The 16,018-nt window shown below is 40.6% G+C and carries 12 protein-coding genes and 3 pseudogenes; 13 read left to right on the forward strand and 2 right to left on the reverse strand.

The annotated features are described in order from the left end of the window. Positions 1-106: 106 nt before the first annotated feature. From gcvT to ACFVSW_RS16075, 4 genes are all read left to right on the forward strand, one after another. Positions 107-1,207 carry a glycine cleavage system aminomethyltransferase GcvT gene (gene gcvT, locus ACFVSW_RS16060; RefSeq protein ID WP_387317672.1) on the forward strand — a complete coding sequence of 367 codons (1,101 nt, stop codon included), beginning with the start codon at positions 107-109 and terminating at the stop codon, positions 1,205-1,207. Between the two features lie 21 nt (positions 1,208-1,228). After that, a complete protein-coding gene (gene gcvPA / locus ACFVSW_RS16065; RefSeq protein WP_387317673.1) occupies positions 1,229-2,575 on the forward strand; it encodes an aminomethyl-transferring glycine dehydrogenase subunit GcvPA in 1,347 nt (448 codons plus the stop codon). Then, positions 2,568-4,028, forward strand: coding sequence for an aminomethyl-transferring glycine dehydrogenase subunit GcvPB (gene gcvPB / locus ACFVSW_RS16070; protein WP_387317674.1), 1,461 nt, complete (start codon positions 2,568-2,570; stop codon positions 4,026-4,028). The genes gcvPA and gcvPB overlap by 8 nt, the downstream gene beginning before the upstream one ends. A gap of 116 nt (positions 4,029-4,144) precedes the next feature. Beyond that, complete coding sequence (locus ACFVSW_RS16075) at positions 4,145-5,155, forward strand: DUF3231 family protein (RefSeq protein WP_387317675.1); 1,011 nt, start codon at positions 4,145-4,147, stop codon at positions 5,153-5,155. Positions 5,156-5,221: 66 nt separating this feature from the next. Here the strand turns inward: ACFVSW_RS16075 and ACFVSW_RS16080 are convergent, their stop codons facing one another. Next, the gene (locus ACFVSW_RS16080; protein WP_024029764.1) at positions 5,222-5,605 is read right to left on the reverse strand and encodes a rhodanese-like domain-containing protein; all 384 of its coding nucleotides are present in this window, start codon (positions 5,603-5,605) and stop codon (positions 5,222-5,224) included. Between the two features lie 193 nt (positions 5,606-5,798). Between ACFVSW_RS16080 and ACFVSW_RS16085 the strand changes: the two genes are divergently transcribed. The 9 genes and pseudogenes from ACFVSW_RS16085 (at position 5,799) to ACFVSW_RS16125 (ending at position 15,577) form a co-directional block, all read left to right on the forward strand. Beyond that, positions 5,799-6,635: a lipoate--protein ligase family protein gene (locus ACFVSW_RS16085; RefSeq protein ID WP_387317676.1), complete on the forward strand. Its 837-nt coding sequence runs from the start codon at positions 5,799-5,801 to the stop codon at positions 6,633-6,635. Between the two features lie 314 nt (positions 6,636-6,949). Continuing rightward, a pseudogene (locus ACFVSW_RS16090) lies at positions 6,950-7,744 on the forward strand (ribonucleotide reductase N-terminal alpha domain-containing protein); the annotation flags it as partial. A gap of 326 nt (positions 7,745-8,070) precedes the next feature. Beyond that, positions 8,071-9,222: pseudogene (locus ACFVSW_RS16095) on the forward strand (vitamin B12-dependent ribonucleotide reductase); the annotation flags it as partial. Between the two features lie 298 nt (positions 9,223-9,520). Then, positions 9,521-10,123 (forward strand): annotated as a pseudogene (locus ACFVSW_RS16100) (hypothetical protein); the annotation flags it as partial. Positions 10,124-10,356: 233 nt separating this feature from the next. Further along, positions 10,357-10,806, forward strand: a complete 450-nt coding sequence (locus ACFVSW_RS16105; RefSeq protein ID WP_387317677.1) for a C40 family peptidase — start codon at positions 10,357-10,359, stop codon at positions 10,804-10,806. A gap of 174 nt (positions 10,807-10,980) precedes the next feature. Further along, on the forward strand, positions 10,981-11,715 hold the full coding sequence (locus ACFVSW_RS16110; RefSeq protein ID WP_387317678.1) for an urease accessory protein UreH domain-containing protein: 735 nt from the start codon (positions 10,981-10,983) through the stop codon (positions 11,713-11,715). A gap of 105 nt (positions 11,716-11,820) precedes the next feature. Continuing rightward, positions 11,821-12,027, forward strand: coding sequence for a copper chaperone CopZ (copZ, locus tag ACFVSW_RS16115; protein WP_387317679.1), 207 nt, complete (start codon positions 11,821-11,823; stop codon positions 12,025-12,027). Positions 12,028-12,109: 82 nt separating this feature from the next. Next, positions 12,110-14,524: a heavy metal translocating P-type ATPase gene (locus tag ACFVSW_RS16120; RefSeq protein WP_387317680.1), complete on the forward strand. Its 2,415-nt coding sequence runs from the start codon at positions 12,110-12,112 to the stop codon at positions 14,522-14,524. Positions 14,525-14,692: 168 nt separating this feature from the next. After that, positions 14,693-15,577 carry a patatin-like phospholipase family protein gene (locus ACFVSW_RS16125; protein WP_387317681.1) on the forward strand — a complete coding sequence of 295 codons (885 nt, stop codon included), beginning with the start codon at positions 14,693-14,695 and terminating at the stop codon, positions 15,575-15,577. A 12-nt stretch (positions 15,578-15,589) separates the two neighbouring features. Here ACFVSW_RS16125 and ACFVSW_RS16130 read toward each other — a convergent pair whose 3' ends face one another. After that, positions 15,590-15,982, reverse strand: coding sequence for an SA1362 family protein (locus ACFVSW_RS16130; RefSeq protein ID WP_387317682.1), 393 nt, complete (start codon positions 15,980-15,982; stop codon positions 15,590-15,592). Between the last annotated feature and the right edge of the window lie 36 nt (positions 15,983-16,018).

The raw sequence follows: 16,018 nt of genomic DNA on the forward strand, positions 1-16,018 counted from the left end.
CAGAGACCTTCTTATGATTCAAGGGAGGTTTCTGTCCTTTTTTGCTTGTCCTATTTTGGTATTTTACAAATAATTCAATAATTAGAAAATCAAAGGGGGATTTATCGTGACCGAATTAAAACGTACTCCGCTTTTTGAAGTGTATAAGGAATACGGTGGAAAAACGATTGATTTCGGAGGATGGGAGCTGCCAGTCCAATTCTCAAGCATAAAGGAAGAACATGAAGCCGTTCGTACTCGTGCAGGCTTATTCGACGTATCCCATATGGGAGAAGTAGTGGTAAAAGGCAGTGACAGCTTAAGCTACTTGCAAAAAATGATGACTAATGACATATCCAAAATAAAAAATGGCGGGGCTCAGTACACAGCGATGTGCTATGAAGACGGCGGTACAGTCGACGACCTGCTTGTTTATAAAATCGAAGACAACCATTATCTGCTAGTTGTAAACGCATCCAATATTGATAAGGATTACAAATGGATGGAAGAGCATTTAGAGGGTGATGTGAGCATTGAAAACCTGTCAGAGAAAACGGCTCAGCTTGCACTTCAAGGACCGCTTGCTGAAAAAATATTGCAAAAACTAACTGACAGCAATTTAAGTGAAATCGGCTTTTTCAAATTTCAACAAGAAGTAATCATAAATGGTAAAAAGACACTTGTATCAAGGACGGGTTATACCGGTGAAGATGGCTTTGAGGTTTATAGTGACGCGAGTGATGTTGTTGAACTTTGGAGAGCAATCTTAACCGCAGGTGAAGAAGACGGCGTCGTGCCGGTTGGGTTGGGAGCTCGCGACACGCTAAGATTTGAAGCAAATCTAGCCCTTTACGGGCAGGAGCTTTCACCAGAAATTTCTCCGCTTGAAGCAGGGATTGGCTTTGCGGTGAAATTGAATAAAGAAGCTGATTTTATTGGGAAAGAAGCACTAAAACAGCAAAAGGAAAATGGTTTATCGAGAAAATTGGTTGGAATCGAAATGATTGACCGTGGAATTCCTCGTCACGGTTACCCTGTTTATATTGGTGATGAGCTAATTGGTGAAGTAACAACTGGCACGCAGCCACCTACATCAAAGAGAAATATTGGCCTTGTACTAATTAAAACTGAATTTGCGGGTCTTGATACTGAGGTCGAAGTGGAAATTCGCGGCAAACGTTTAAAAGCTGCAGTAGTTCCAACACCTTTTTATAAAAGAGAAAAGTAAAACATGAAGGGAGTTAGGTTTATGAAACATCGCTATTTACCTATGACTGAAGAAGATAAGAGGGCAATGCTTGATACTATTGGTGTTTCCTCGATTGATGAACTGTTCAGCGATATCCCAGAAAAAGTAAGGTTTAAGGGAGAATATAATATTAAAGCGGCTAAGTCTGAGACGGCATTAATGAAAGAGCTATTTATGTTAGCAGACCGCAATGCCGACTTGAAAAGAAATGTCTCTTTTCTAGGTGCTGGTGTTTATGACCATTACATGCCAGTTATCGTGGATCATGTTATTTCTCGTTCTGAATTTTATACAGCTTATACACCGTATCAGCCGGAAATTTCTCAAGGTGAGCTGCAAGCGATTTTTGAATTCCAGACAATGATTTGTGAATTAACAGGAATGGATGTTGCCAACTCCTCAATGTATGATGGCGGAACGGCCCTAGCTGAGGCAGCAATGCTAAGTGCCGGTCATACTAAGCGAAAAACCATTCTTGTTTCAACTGCTGTTCATCCCGAGTATCGTGATGTCCTGAAAACCTATGCAAAAGGACAGAATTTAGAGGTTGTCGAAGTCCCTATAAAAGATGGAGTAACAGATGTTGAAATATTAAAAGATTTAGTCAATGATGATGTTGCAGCATTTATCGTTCAATATCCAAATTTCTTCGGCAGAATTGAGCCGTTAAAAGAGATTGAGGAGATTGTACATACAAGCAAAGGAATGCTTGTGGTCAACAGTAATCCGCTATCACTTGGGCTATTAACACCTCCGGGCAAATTTGGAGCAGATATTGTCATTGGCGATGCACAGCCGTTCGGAATCCCAACTGCATTTGGCGGACCGCACTGCGGGTATTTTGCTGTCACGAATAAATTAATGAGAAAAGTTCCAGGCCGCCTTGTTGGACAGACAGTAGATGATCAAGGCCGCCGTGGATTTGTTTTAACACTCCAAGCGCGTGAGCAGCATATCCGCCGTGAAAAAGCGACATCCAATATTTGTTCTAATCAAGCCCTAAACGCTCTTGCCGCCTCTGTAGCGATGACAGCCCTAGGTAAAAAAGGTGTCCGCGAAATGGCAGCCGCTAATTTACAGAAGGCTCACTATGCAAAAACTGCTTTTAAAAACGCCGGTTTTGAAGTCGTTTATGATGGTCATTCCTTCAATGAATTTGTCGTCAAATTAAACAAGCCAGTGAAGGAAGTAAATCAAAAACTGTTACAAAATGGAATCATCGGCGGCTATGATTTAGGACGTGACTATTCAGAGCTTGCTAACCATATGCTGATTGCGGTAACAGAACAAAGGACGAAGGAAGAAATCGATATTTTTGTAGGAGAATTGGGGGATTTGCATGCATAATCAAGATCAAGCACTCATTTTTGAATCTAGTACACCTGGCCGAATTGGATACAGTCTCCCTGAAATGGATGTACAAGAATTAGATTTGGCCAGTCTTCTTCCGGAGGGGTATTTACGCGAAGAAGAAGCTGAGCTCCCAGAGGTTTCTGAACTTGATATCATGCGTCACTATACCGCCCTTTCAAAAAGAAACCATGGCTTGGACTCAGGTTTTTATCCATTAGGCTCTTGTACGATGAAATACAATCCGAAAATTAACGAAAATGTTGCCCGTTTTAATGGCTTTGCCCATGTACATCCACTACAGGATGAAAGCTCTGTCCAGGGCGCATTAGGTTTAATGTATGATTTGCAGCAGCATTTAATTGAAATTACCGGCATGGATGAAGTGACATTACAGTCAGCAGCAGGTGCGCATGGGGAATGGACCGGATTAATGCTAATCCGTGCCTATCATGAAGCAAACGGTGATATGAAACGAACAAAGGTAATCGTTCCTGATTCCGCCCATGGCACGAACCCGGCATCTGCAACGATCGCAGGTTTTGATACGATTACAGTAAAATCAACCGATCAGGGCCTTGTAGATCTTGAAGATTTAAGAAGGGTTGTCGGGGAAGATACGGCTGCCCTTATGCTTACAAACCCAAATACGCTTGGACTATTTGAAGAACATATTCTTGAAATTGCCGATATTGTCCACGATGCCGGCGGTAAGGTTTATTACGACGGGGCTAACTTAAATGCGGTTTTATCAAAAGCTAGACCTGGTGATATGGGCTTTGACGTGGTCCACTTAAATCTTCATAAAACCTTCACTGGCCCGCACGGTGGCGGCGGTCCTGGTTCAGGTCCGGTTGGAGTCAAGGCAGACTTAATTCCATTCCTGCCGAAGCCAATTATCTCGAAACGTGGCGAAGAGTTTGTGCTGGATTATGACCGCCCGCAATCGATTGGCCGTGTGAAGCCATTCTACGGCAACTTCGGCATCAATGTTCGTGCCTACACTTACATCCGCTCCATGGGGCCAGATGGCTTAAAAGCGGTAACGGAATATGCGGTATTAAACGCCAACTACATGATGAGAAGATTAGCTGAGCATTACGACCTGCCATTTGATCAGCATTGTAAGCACGAGTTTGTCCTAAGCGGTAAACGCCAGAAAAAATTAGGTGTGCGAACATTGGATATTGCGAAGCGCCTGCTTGATTTCGGCTACCATCCGCCAACCATCTACTTCCCATTAAACGTGGAAGAATGTATCATGATTGAACCAACAGAAACAGAATCAAAAGAGACGCTCGATTCATTTGTCGATATCATGATTCAAATTGCCAAAGAAGCGGAAGAAAATCCAGAGGTTGTGCAAGAGGCGCCGCATACGACGGTTGTGGGGCGATTGGACGAAACGATGGCAGCACGGAAGCCAATATTAAAATATCAAAAGAATTAAAAAGGATTGAGTCAGATTCGGATAATGAATCTGACTCTTTTTTTCTTTCTCGACGGTGAGTATTATTTTTTTTTATTCTTAGGTAAATAATAAAAATTAGACAAGGAGGGCAAAAAATGGCTGATTCAAACCATATTCCATTGACTGCATCTGAATTAGGAAACCTATGGATGACCTATCAGGACAAAACGATGCTCATGAGGGTACTCGAACATTTACTTGAACATGTTGAAGAAAAAGAAATTCAACAACTATTGCAATCAAGTCACGATTTTTCGAAACAAGCCGTCGAGACTATTAGTACTATTTTTAAGGAAGAGGGAGCAGTTGTCCCGATTGGTTTCACTGAAAAGGATGTTTATAAAAATAAGCCAAAATTATTCGATTATCTTTATGATTTGTTTTTTTTACAAATGATCAATAAAATCGGAATTAGTCTATTTGCGCTCTACTCAACGATGTCGTTCCGTCAAGATATCAGAGATTTTTTTAAGCTATTGACTGATAACTCCCAAGAGGAATTAGAAAGGGCAACAAAAGTTCTTTTGGAGAAAGGGGTTCTTGTTCGTGCGCCATATGTGTCCATGCCAAAGGAGGTTACATTTGTTCAAGATAATGATTATTTATCTGGTTATAACATTTTAAATAAGACAAGAGCCTTAAATACAATTGAAGTTTCACTGATCCATCATGCGATTGAGACAAACTTAGTGGGTTTGCAATTAATGATTGGCTTCGCCCAAGTTGCAAAAGATAAACAGGTCAAAGAATATTTTGTTAAGGGTATGCAATTATCAATGAAAATTGAAACCACATTAGGTGAATTTTTACGTGAAGATTTTATTGAACCACCGGCTACACCTGCAGGGAAAGCCACTAATTCCACAGTAGCCCCATTTTCAGATAAGTTGATGATGTATATCACCAACTTGTTAAGCACTTTTGGTCTTGGGAGTAATGCACTCGGGGGAGCATTTAGCTTACGAAGTGATTTACCAATGACAATGGCTCGAATTGCATTAGACATTTACGCTTTTGCCAAAAAAGGCGGGGAAATCATGATAAAGAACGGCTGGATGGAGGAGCCTCCGCAAATCGAAGATAGACGAAAACTGACTAGCACATAAAGATTGATTATCGCGATAAAGAGGATGTCAAAAGGTCAGACCTTTTTTAGACATCCTCTTTTAATGTTACTTCTTAACTTTTACTTTGCCAGACCACTTTTTGAACCCGCCTTGCAGCTGGGTTAGGTCTTTATAACCTTTTTTGTGCAAAAATTGTGCTGCACGTGCGCTGCGCATGCCGCTTTGGCAATACAAGTAAACAGGCATATCCTGGCGAATTTCCTTCATTCGCATTTTCATCTGGGACATTGGGATATTACGTGCCCCTAAAATATGGCCGCCATCGAATTCGTTTGCTTCCCGAACATCTATTAGTTGTGCCTTTCTGTATCCGGCACGAAACTCTTCTTCGGTTACCGTTTTAACAATCCTCTTCTGATAGAAGTAGGTGAAAACGGAGTAAATAATTACTGCTGCCAAAATGATTAATAAGACATAAAGTGAACTCAACTTCTTTTTGCTCCTTTCAAGCTTTCCTGCACTAGTTTTTATTATATAAGTCATTTCCATAAAGATAAAGATGAATAGGAAAATTCTTTTCATTTTTGCCTTATTTAATTATAGCAGAATCATCTCATTTTGAATTCCTATCAGATTTTGGTAGACTAAAATTGATATGATTTTATTAAAATGAGGTTTTTGAATGAATAATGAAATTTGGAGATTTATCGATTCCGGAAATAGTTCACCTGCTTTTAATATGGCTTTAGACGAAGCGTTACTTGATTGGCACAGCGAGGGGAAATTTCCGCCGGTAATCCGCTTTTATGGCTGGAACCCTCCAACCTTATCTGTGGGCTATTTTCAAAACGTTGAAAAAGAAATTGATATGGATGCCGTAAAGGCACATGGGCTGGGGTTTGTCCGAAGACCTACTGGCGGGCGTGGAGTCCTTCATGAACATGAGCTTACATATAGTGTGATTGTATCAGAAGCACATCCGGAAATGCCTAAGACCGTTACCGAAGCATACCGGGTCATTTCGGAAGGAATATTAAAAGGTTTTCACCATTTAGGGCTTGAGGCGTATTTCGCGGTTCCAAAAACTCCAGAGGAAAGGGATGCGTTGAAAAACCCGCGCTCTGCTGTCTGTTTTGATGCCCCAAGCTGGTATGAGCTTGTCGTCGAAGGCAGAAAGGTAGCAGGAAGTGCACAGACGCGGCAAAAGGGTGTTATTCTGCAGCACGGCTCGATTCTATTGGATTTAGACGAAGATAAGCTTTTCAGTCTATTCAAATACTCTAATGAACGGGTCAAGGAACGAATGAAGAAGGCCTTTAAGGATAAGGCGGTGGCCATCAATGCGATTAGCTCGCGGAGGATCACCCTTGATGAAGCAAAAGAGGCTTTTTATAAGGGCTTTGCTGAAGGGTTGAATATTGAACTTGAACCGTATCAACTAACCGAAGAAGAACTGGTCTACGTTCAGCGGTTAGCGAGTGCGCGTTACGAAAGTGATGAATGGAATTTAAAACGGTAGATGGAAGCGGCGCTGGCCGCTTTTTTCGTTTTTGCGGCTATTACTTTTTAAAAAAAGAGGCAAGGCGCGAAATTTGTTAAAATATCCTGTTTTTTAACGAAAACAAGTTGAATGCTTTCATTTTCTCCAAAATCTAGTTTTTTTTAAGTTTGACAAAATCATTGTTATTTGCCTTAACTACAATATATAGTGGTGTCGAAAATATTTTCGGTACTATATATTGATTTATGGTGTTTCTCTATGTTAACCTAGTGGATATTAAGGCAACAAGATAAAGCATAACTTACTAGAATCTATTACAAGGAGTTGTTCTCATGTCTGTAGTTTTTAGACAAAAAATGAATATTGATTTTGATAGGTTGAATGAGGATATCCGCTTATTCCCCAGTGTACACCCAGTTACCCCAGATATGAAGATAACTCACAAGGGTGTATCAAGATTGGTCATGCTTGACCGCTACACCTTTAAAGACACGGCAAAAATTACCCTGACAAATGGCGACTTTGTTGTTTTGACAATTAAAGAGGATCCAAAATTTCCAGCACGCGGTCTTGGCACCATTGTGGAAATTGACTGGGAGAGGAAAAAAGCCAAGGTCTTGGTTGAAGAGGAATTTAGGGGTGTCCTTGATGATCCCGAGGAAACAAGTTCAGGACTTATTTGGCGGTCACTTGATATCATTGAAAAGCCATTGGAGCTTTTCTACGAGCAAATAGCCAAACGGAATGCCACAGGTCTTGCTTTGGTGGAAGAAACGGAAGAGAAGCGCATTGAGTGGTTCGATAAGTTTTATCAAGAGCTTGTGACAATGAATTTTATTCCGGCAGGGCGCGTTTTGTATGGAGCCGGGGCAAATACTGACGTCACTTTTTTTAATTGTTATGTGATGCCGTTTGTTCCAGACTCTCGTGAAGGCATCTCCGACCATCGTAAGCAGGTAATGGAGATTATGAGCCGGGGCGGTGGTGTCGGCACAAATGGTTCGACATTAAGACCGCGAAACACCTTGGCTAGAGGCGTAAATGGAAAATCTTCCGGATCGGTTTCATGGCTGGATGATATTGCGAAATTGACGCATTTGGTTGAGCAGGGTGGATCAAGACGTGGTAAATCAGCAAAAGTGCCTCGTCTATAAATTAACCTCGTGAATTGCTGGGAACTCTTTTATGGCTTGCTGGCTACAACGTGACTGGAAACGGTGAGCGTGAATGCTTAAAAACAGTAAGTGGATAAAGACAATCAGCAGCCAAGCACCTGTAAAAAGGTGAAGGTTCAACGGCCATCGAAAGCACACTAAAATGTGGAAGCAAGTAGAGTAGGGATCAAGTGATTCCGAAGCGCGAGGGCACTCGTTGAGTGTAAGATATGGTCTGAGCATCTAGGGTGACCTAGAGAGTTGATGTAACGAATCAATGTAACATTCTGGCACAAATGATCATGTTATCGTCCTGGCATCCAGACATTATTGAATTTATTATTTCTAAAATGCAAAATCCGAAAATTCTTCGATTCTTAATTGAAAATACAAATGATGAAACGATTAAAAAACATGCAAAAGATAAACTAAAATTTACACCATTAACACTTCAGGAAACTGCAATGTACCAGGGAATTGTGAATTACAAAAATATTCCTGGCTATGGTGGGTTTGATGAAAGGATTATTGCTGATGCAGAAGAAAAATTAGCAACCGGTGGTACCTATACTGTTCATAATTCTGAATTCCTAACTGGAGCAAACATATCCGTTTGTTTGACAAAGGAGTTTATGGAAGCTGTTGAAAAAGATAGTGAATATGAGCTTCGATTCCCTTATGTTGAACACTACAACGAAGAGGAAATGAAAATCTACAATGAAGAATGGCATCAAGTTGGTGATGTACGTGAGTGGGAAAAGTTCGGACACAAAGTGCGAGTTTATAAAAAAATCAAAGCCAAAGAGCTTTGGAATTTAATAAACATCTGTGCTACTTACTCCGCCGAGCCAGGAATATTCTTTATCGATAATGCTAACGATATGACGAACGCAAAAGCGTATGGACAACAGGTCGTTGCAACAAATCCCTGTGGGGAACAGCCACTTGCACCATTTTCAGTGTGTAACCTCGCTGCTGTTAACCTTGCAGAAATGGCAGATAAGGAAACTAAAACAGTTGATTTTGAAAAGTTAAGAAAAACAGTTGCGGTCGGCGTCCGGATGCAGGACAATGTCATCAACGCTACCCCTTATTTCTTGGATGAAAATAAAAAGCAAGCTCTTGGTGAACGCCGTGTCGGTTTAGGTGTTATGGGCTTACACGATTTGCTTATATACTGCGAAACGGAGTATGGTTCGCCTGAAGGAAACAAACTAGTTGATCAAGTATTTGAAACGATTGCTACTACTGCCTATAGAACATCGATTGAATTAGCTCAAGAAAAGGGAAGCTTCCCGTTCTTAACCGGTGATACACAAAATGATACAAATCGGTTACGACAAGCTTTCATCGATACTGGCTTTATGAAAAAAATGCCTGAAGATGTCCGTCAATCGATTTTAGAAAACGGAATTAGAAATTCACATTTGCTAACTGTTGCTCCAACGGGTAAACATATTGCCCCCAGTGTTCGTAAGAGCGCTGCGTAAACTTAGCTATATGCGGGAAACCCTGGCGTATCTCTTATTACCTTGTCTTGCCAACAATTAATAGGTAAAAATGTAAGAGTGTTGGCGATATAGCCTACCAGACAATCCGCAGGGAAGTCGTGGCTGACCCCTCAACGACTATTACGCTGAGCAACCATTTTAAATGGTTGGTGATAGAGTCTGACCCATATGGCGACATATGGAGCGGGTACTGATAATCCCGCCCTCTGTAAGTTTTTTATAGAGAGTAACAAAAGTGAGTACTGGAACAATGGTTGGCGTTTCTACAGGATTAGAGCCTTATTTCTCATTCTCTTATTTCCGCAGTGGACGTCTTGGTAAGTTTATCGAAGTAAAAGCAGATATCGTGCAAGAATATTTAGATCAGCATCCAGAAGCCGATGCAAACAATCTTCCGAACTGGTTCGTAGCAGCGATGGAGCTGGCGCCAGAAGCCCATGCAGATGTACAATGTGTGATTCAGCGCTGGATTGACAGCTCGATTAGTAAAACCGTCAATGCGCCGAAAGGGTATAGCGTAGAACAGGTCGAAAAAGTTTACGAGCGCCTTTATCTTGGCGGTGCCAAAGGCGGTACTGTCTATGTAGACGGATCAAGGGATTCCCAGGTCCTAACACTTAAAGCTGAAGAAAATACCAATGAACAATTATCAATGTTTGATGAAAAACCAAAGCAACATGTTGTTCTTATTGATACCATCACTGACCTACGATCAACGGATGTAACAATAGGTTCCGAAGTTGGCAACACATGCCCAGTCTGCCGTAAAGGGAAAGTAAAAGAAATCGGCGGCTGTAATACCTGTACAAACTGCGGTGCCCAATTAAGGTGCGGTCTATAAGGATTTCAAAAGGGATGGAGATTAATTTTTCCATCCTTTTTTCTACCCAAAGAAGTGTTCAAGCTGCTTCAAAAAAGAACCTTGTCGCCCAGTCACTCACTAAGAAGAATACACAGCATCAATAAACTATATCAATATAACTTTGTAACCAAATTGTAATCTCTACGTGATGTCCCTGTTATCCTTTCCTTGTATAGTATGAGTATCAAATCACACCAAGGGGGAATAACATTATGCTAAAAAAATTCATCACAGCACTTGCGATTACAATTGGACTTAGCTCGGTGTTTGCCACTACGGGTGATAAAGCTGAAGCGGCGTACTATCATACAAAAGCAATTTCGGTTGCCAAAGCGAATCTCGGTGTTCCATATAAATGGGGCGGAATAACACCAAGAGGCTTCGATTGCTCCGGTCTTATAAAATATTCATTCGCTCAGGCAGGTAAAGTTTTACCACGAACAGCGGCTGAAATGTACTATACAAAAGGATATCGAGTAAGTTCTATACAAGCAGGAGACTTACTGTTTTACGCACCAAGTAAAGCAAGTAAACCAACACATGTCGCGATGTATATCGGAGCAGGTAAGATGATTATGGCTTCTTCGTCAAAAGGCGTAATGATAACCTATACTAATAACAGCTACTGGAATCCAAAATTTATTGGTGCAAAACGTATATAAGCAATGGATGAAAACATCGGCCCGGCCGATGTTTTTTTCTGTTTCAAATTAATTGAGGAGCTGCCGCAAAATTGTCGAAATCTCTACATATTTTCTTCATATTGTCAGGTTACTATTGTATTAACAAGACAAATGTAGTTTATTAAAAACAAGGGAAAACAATATGGTGATCCTATGTACAATTTAATGAGTCAATTCAGTTCTTTTATAAGTAAGCCGTTTTTTGAGATGGCAAGTAGTCTGGAATCCTGGCCGATTCTTTTTGCCTTTATTTTAGGACTCGTGGGTGCACTTGCGCCGTGTCAGCTTACAGGCAATATTAGTGCTGTTACACTTTATGGGAACAGTTCCATCCAAAAGAAAATCCTGTGGAAAGAAGTTTTCAGTTTTACACTTGGAAAAATAACTGCCTTCTCCTTATTAGGCGGTCTAGTGTGGCTGCTCGGAAAGGGAATCGAACAAAACTTAATACTCTATTTTCCTTGGATCCGCAAGCTAATGGGTCCGTTATTAATCATTGTTGGTATTTATTTGTTAGGTTTCATCAAATTAACAGGGACATTCAATTTGTTTAAGAGGTCAAAGGAATACAAGCTTGGACATCCATTCGGTTCTTTTATGCTGGGATTTAGTTTTTCGCTTGCTTTTTGTCCAACTATGTTCATTTTGTTTTTTGTTACTTTAATGCCACTCGTCTTATCTAGTTCCTATGGAGTTATTCTCCCGTCCATCTTTGCGATAGGTACCGCCTTGCCAGTATTATTTGTCATTTCCCTAATTTGGTACTTTGGCGGAAGCGGTGCATTAATGAAAAAAGGTAGAAAGTTTGGTATCGCTATTCAACGGGTGGCAGGCGCTGTAATACTTTTATTAGGAATATTTGATACGATAACGTATTGGTCTTTATAAACAAATTGTGAAAGTTGAAAAACCCCTTTACATAGGGTAGGGGGGTATAGTAAGATAAGGTTAAGCGAGACATATTTAAAAGCTGATAAAAGGGAGAGATTATCGATGGAAAGAGTAATATTAAACGTTGAAGGAATGTCATGCGATCACTGTGTGAAAGCGGTAGAAGGAAATGTTGGTGCACTTAAAGGCATTTCTTCTGTAAAGGTAAATTTAAAAGGAGCTACTGTTGATGTAGAGTTTAATACACAAGTGGTATCATTAGATGAAATTAAAGAATCAATTGAAGACCAAGGATACGATGTGAAATAGTTAGTAATAAAGACGTGCTAGTTGCTAGCACGTTCTTTTCTCAACAAAATATACCTCTATAGGGTATGAGGAGCTGACATTCATGAGTCAAAGTTTAAAGGAAACAAATTTACAAATCTCTGGAATGACTTGTGCAGCCTGTGCAACACGAATTGAAAAGGGTCTAAAGAAATTAGCAGGAGTAGAGACAGCCACGGTCAATCTGGCCTTGGAAAAATCAGCGATTAAATACGATTCAACAGTAATAAAAGTGGAAGATATTGAAAAGAAGATCAGAGACCTAGGGTACGATGTCGTTACAGAAAAGGCGGAATTGGACATTACCGGGATGACTTGTGCTGCCTGCGCAACCAGAATTGAAAAGGGACTAAATAAGTTAGATGGCGTTGTAAAAGCAAACGTGAATCTGGCGCTTGAAAAAGCAACCGTTGAGTTCAACGATTCCGCACTTTCAATCAGTGATATTATTAAAAAGGTCGAAAACCTCGGTTACGGTGCACTTATAAAAGAAGAGGCAAAAGATACGAGCGACCATCGCCAGAAAGAAATTGCCAAACAATCAAAAAAGTTCATCTTTTCTGCCATCTTGTCATTTCCCCTTCTATGGGCAATGGTAGGTCACTTTTCGTTTACCTCGTTTATTTATGTACCCAATATGTTTATGAATCCTTGGTTCCAGTTAATTTTGGCTACACCAGTTCAATTTGTTATTGGAGGTCAGTTTTACGTAGGAGCTTACAAGGCAATTAAAAATAAAGGGGCCAATATGGATGTACTTGTTGCCTTAGGTACATCGGCAGCTTATTTCTATAGTTTATATTTATCAATTATGTCGCTTATCGAAAGTGCTCATAGCGTAGATCTATATTTTGAGACAAGTGCTGTCCTCATTACATTAATTATATTAGGGAAGCTTTTTGAAGCGAAAGCAAAAGGGCGCTCCTCAGAAGCAATCAAAAAATTAATGGGTCTACAGGCAAAGACTGCAACCGTGGTTAGGAATGGAATAGAATTAGAAATTCCAATCGAAGAGGTAGTTGCCGGTGATCTCCTGTATATTAAGCCCGGTGAAAAGATACCTGTGGATGGAAAAATTATTGAAGGGCGTTCTGCTGTTGACGAGTCAATGCTGACAGGTGAAAGTGTGCCAGTGGATAAGAGTATCGGGGACGAGGTAGTCGGAGCAACATTGAATAAAAATGGTTTCTTGCAAATTGAAGCGACAAAAGTTGGCCGGGATACAGTCCTGGCACAAATCATTAAAGTGGTAGAAGAAGCGCAGGGGTCAAAAGCTCCCATCCAACGACTAGCCGATAAGATTTCTGGCGTATTTGTTCCAATTGTTGTTGTTATTGCCGTTATCACTTTTATTATCTGGTATGTATGGGTAGCCCCTGGAGATTTTGCAGATGCCTTAGAAAAAATGATTGCTGTCCTTGTTATCGCTTGTCCTTGTGCATTAGGATTGGCAACACCAACATCTATAATGGCTGGTTCCGGCCGGGCGGCTGAATACGGAATCCTTTTTAAGGGTGGAGAACATTTGGAAATGACTCACCGGATTGCCACGGTTGTTTTGGATAAAACTGGTACGGTAACAAATGGAACACCGGTTTTAACGGATGTTATTACGGAAACTTCTTTTATTGAGGAAGAATTTTTAGCATTAGTAGGTTCTGCAGAAAAACAATCAGAGCATCCCCTTGCCCAAGCGCTTGTTCAAGGGATTAAAGATAAAGGGATTTCTTTAATGGATGTCACAGAATTTGAAGCCGTTCCGGGTTTTGGAATTAAAGCAGTCGTTGATGGAAAACAAGTAATAGTTGGAACAAGAAAATTAATGAACAAATCTCAGGTAGAAATAAAGGATGCCCTAGCTAAAATGGATCAACTGGAAAAGGTCGGAAAGACTGCGATGCTTGCTGCTATTGACGGTCAATATGCCGGTACGGTTGCGGTGGCGGACACAATTAAGGAAACCTCTAAAACAGCGATTAGCCGCCTCAAAAAAATGGGACTTGATGTTATCATGATTACCGGTGATAATCAGCAGACGGCCAAGGCAATCGCTGCCCAGGCAGGGATTGAACATGTAATTGCAGAGGTTCTTCCAGAGGGGAAAGCAATTGAAATTAAGAAATTGCAGGCTCAGGGCAAAAAAGTTGCTATGGTTGGAGATGGCATTAACGATGCTCCGGCACTGGCCATTGCTGAAATTGGAATGGCGATTGGCACTGGTACAGATGTTGCGATGGAAGCGGCCGATATCACACTGATTCGCGGTGATTTAAATAGTATCGCGGACGCAATCTTCATGAGCACAAAAACGATTACCAATATTAAACAAAATCTATTCTGGGCACTTGCCTATAATTCGCTTGGCATCCCTGTTGCCGCCCTAGGGTTCCTTGCACCATGGCTGGCCGGTGCAGCGATGGCATTCAGTTCCGTTTCGGTTGTTCTTAATGCATTGCGTTTACAAAAAGTGAAACTATAAAAATTGAAAACCTGAATGAAAAAGGCTGACAAAAAAATTGTCAGTTTTTTTCTGCTTTTACACTATCGAAAACCTGTATTCTAAAAATTTTATCCTCGTCCACCGTACTATTTTCTTATTATACCGATTAAAGATGTAACAATGAGTTCATCTTTAGGAGTGACTGCCATGAAAATAGATGGTGTTTTTGCAGGAGGCGGAATTAGAGGATTTACACTCGTTGGTGCCTATGAAGAAATTGAAAGCAGGGGATTTCAGTTTGCGAGGGTCGCAGGAACAAGTGCAGGGTCCATCGTAGCCGCCTTAATTGCGGCTGGGTATACGAGTAAAGAAATTTATCAATTGGTGGATGAGTTTGATCTGCCCAAAATGCTCGATACCCGTAAATCCATCATTCCTTTTTCGATTGCTAAATGGCTGCTCTTATACTGGAGATTAGGACTTTATAAAGGAAATGAGCTTGAAAAATGGATGAAAGAGAAACTGGAAGCAAAGGGGATAAGAACATTCTCAGATCTACCTCCCAAAGCCCTTAGGGTAATTGCTTCAGACCTTTCGAAGGGACAAATGATTGTTTTGCCGGATGATTTAGAAAAATACGGGATACCACCAGGTTCGTTCTCTATCGCAAAAGCCATCAGAATGAGCTGCAGTATCCCTTATTTTTTTGAACCAGTTAAATTGCGCTCGCTGGATGGAATGAGCATAATCGTGGATGGGGGAGTACTTAGTAATTTTCCAATGTGGCTTTTTGATAAGGATAATGTAAAAAAGGTCAGACCTGTACTAGGTATCAAACTTAGTCCAAGTGAATATGAACATGAAAAACATAAAATAAAAAATGGTATTCAATTATTTGGCGCATTATTTGAGACGATGAAGGATGCCCATGATCAAAGATATATTTCCAAAAAGCATGTGGAGAATATTATTTTTATTACGGCGGAAGGAGTTTCGCTAACCGAATTTAATTTAACCGAAGAAAAAAAGCAGAAATTATTTGAAATAGGCCGAGAACATGCAAAAAAATTCTTAAATAATTGGGGTTATTAAAAAAATCGAGTGTCATAAAGACGCTCGATTTTTCTTTTTCCCCTTTTTCCCATCGATAACGGTTAGGTGAGCAGGAGATTTCTTTTTTATCTTGTTGCCCTTCTTTAAAGTTGTTAACGCCCCAATAGAGGAGGTCTTAGCAGCCCCGTCTCCGCTCTTTTGCTGCAATCGCTTTTTTGACTTTTTTGCTGCTTTAAGAAATGCTCGCTGCTCTTTTTTTTGAGGGCTTGAAGATGAAAACTTCCGAACAAGGAAAAAAATGAGCAGACCGATTATGGCAAAGACAGCTATTTTCTGTAGGAAACCGGCAGGATTAGCTGTAAATGAACTAAATAAACCAAGTAAGGCTAGAATGATAAGTCCCCAAACAATAAAAACTGATGTCCGATTTTTCAAGAAAGCCACCTCCCTAAGAGCATCATAAGCATTTTTACTAGCTTT

The organism is Neobacillus sp. NPDC058068, assembly GCF_042885335.1.
Lineage (GTDB): Bacteria > Bacillota > Bacilli > Bacillales > Cytobacillaceae > Neobacillus.

What these genes read in the sequence shown, in the direction of transcription:
- ACFVSW_RS16125 (WP_387317681.1), top strand. Translation starts at nt 14,693, where the DNA reads ATGAAAATAGATGGTGTTTTTGCAGGAGGCGGAATTAGAGGATTTACA.
- ACFVSW_RS16105 (WP_387317677.1), top strand. Translation starts at nt 10,357, where the DNA reads ATGCTAAAAAAATTCATCACAGCACTTGCGATTACAATTGGACTTAGC.
- ACFVSW_RS16110 (WP_387317678.1), top strand. Translation starts at nt 10,981, where the DNA reads ATGTACAATTTAATGAGTCAATTCAGTTCTTTTATAAGTAAGCCGTTT.
- gcvPB (WP_387317674.1), top strand. Translation starts at nt 2,568, where the DNA reads ATGCATAATCAAGATCAAGCACTCATTTTTGAATCTAGTACACCTGGC.
- copZ (WP_387317679.1), top strand. Translation starts at nt 11,821, where the DNA reads ATGGAAAGAGTAATATTAAACGTTGAAGGAATGTCATGCGATCACTGT.
- ACFVSW_RS16085 (WP_387317676.1), top strand. Translation starts at nt 5,799, where the DNA reads ATGAATAATGAAATTTGGAGATTTATCGATTCCGGAAATAGTTCACCT.
- ACFVSW_RS16075 (WP_387317675.1), top strand. Translation starts at nt 4,145, where the DNA reads ATGGCTGATTCAAACCATATTCCATTGACTGCATCTGAATTAGGAAAC.
- gcvPA (WP_387317673.1), top strand. Translation starts at nt 1,229, where the DNA reads ATGAAACATCGCTATTTACCTATGACTGAAGAAGATAAGAGGGCAATG.
- ACFVSW_RS16120 (WP_387317680.1), top strand. Translation starts at nt 12,110, where the DNA reads ATGAGTCAAAGTTTAAAGGAAACAAATTTACAAATCTCTGGAATGACT.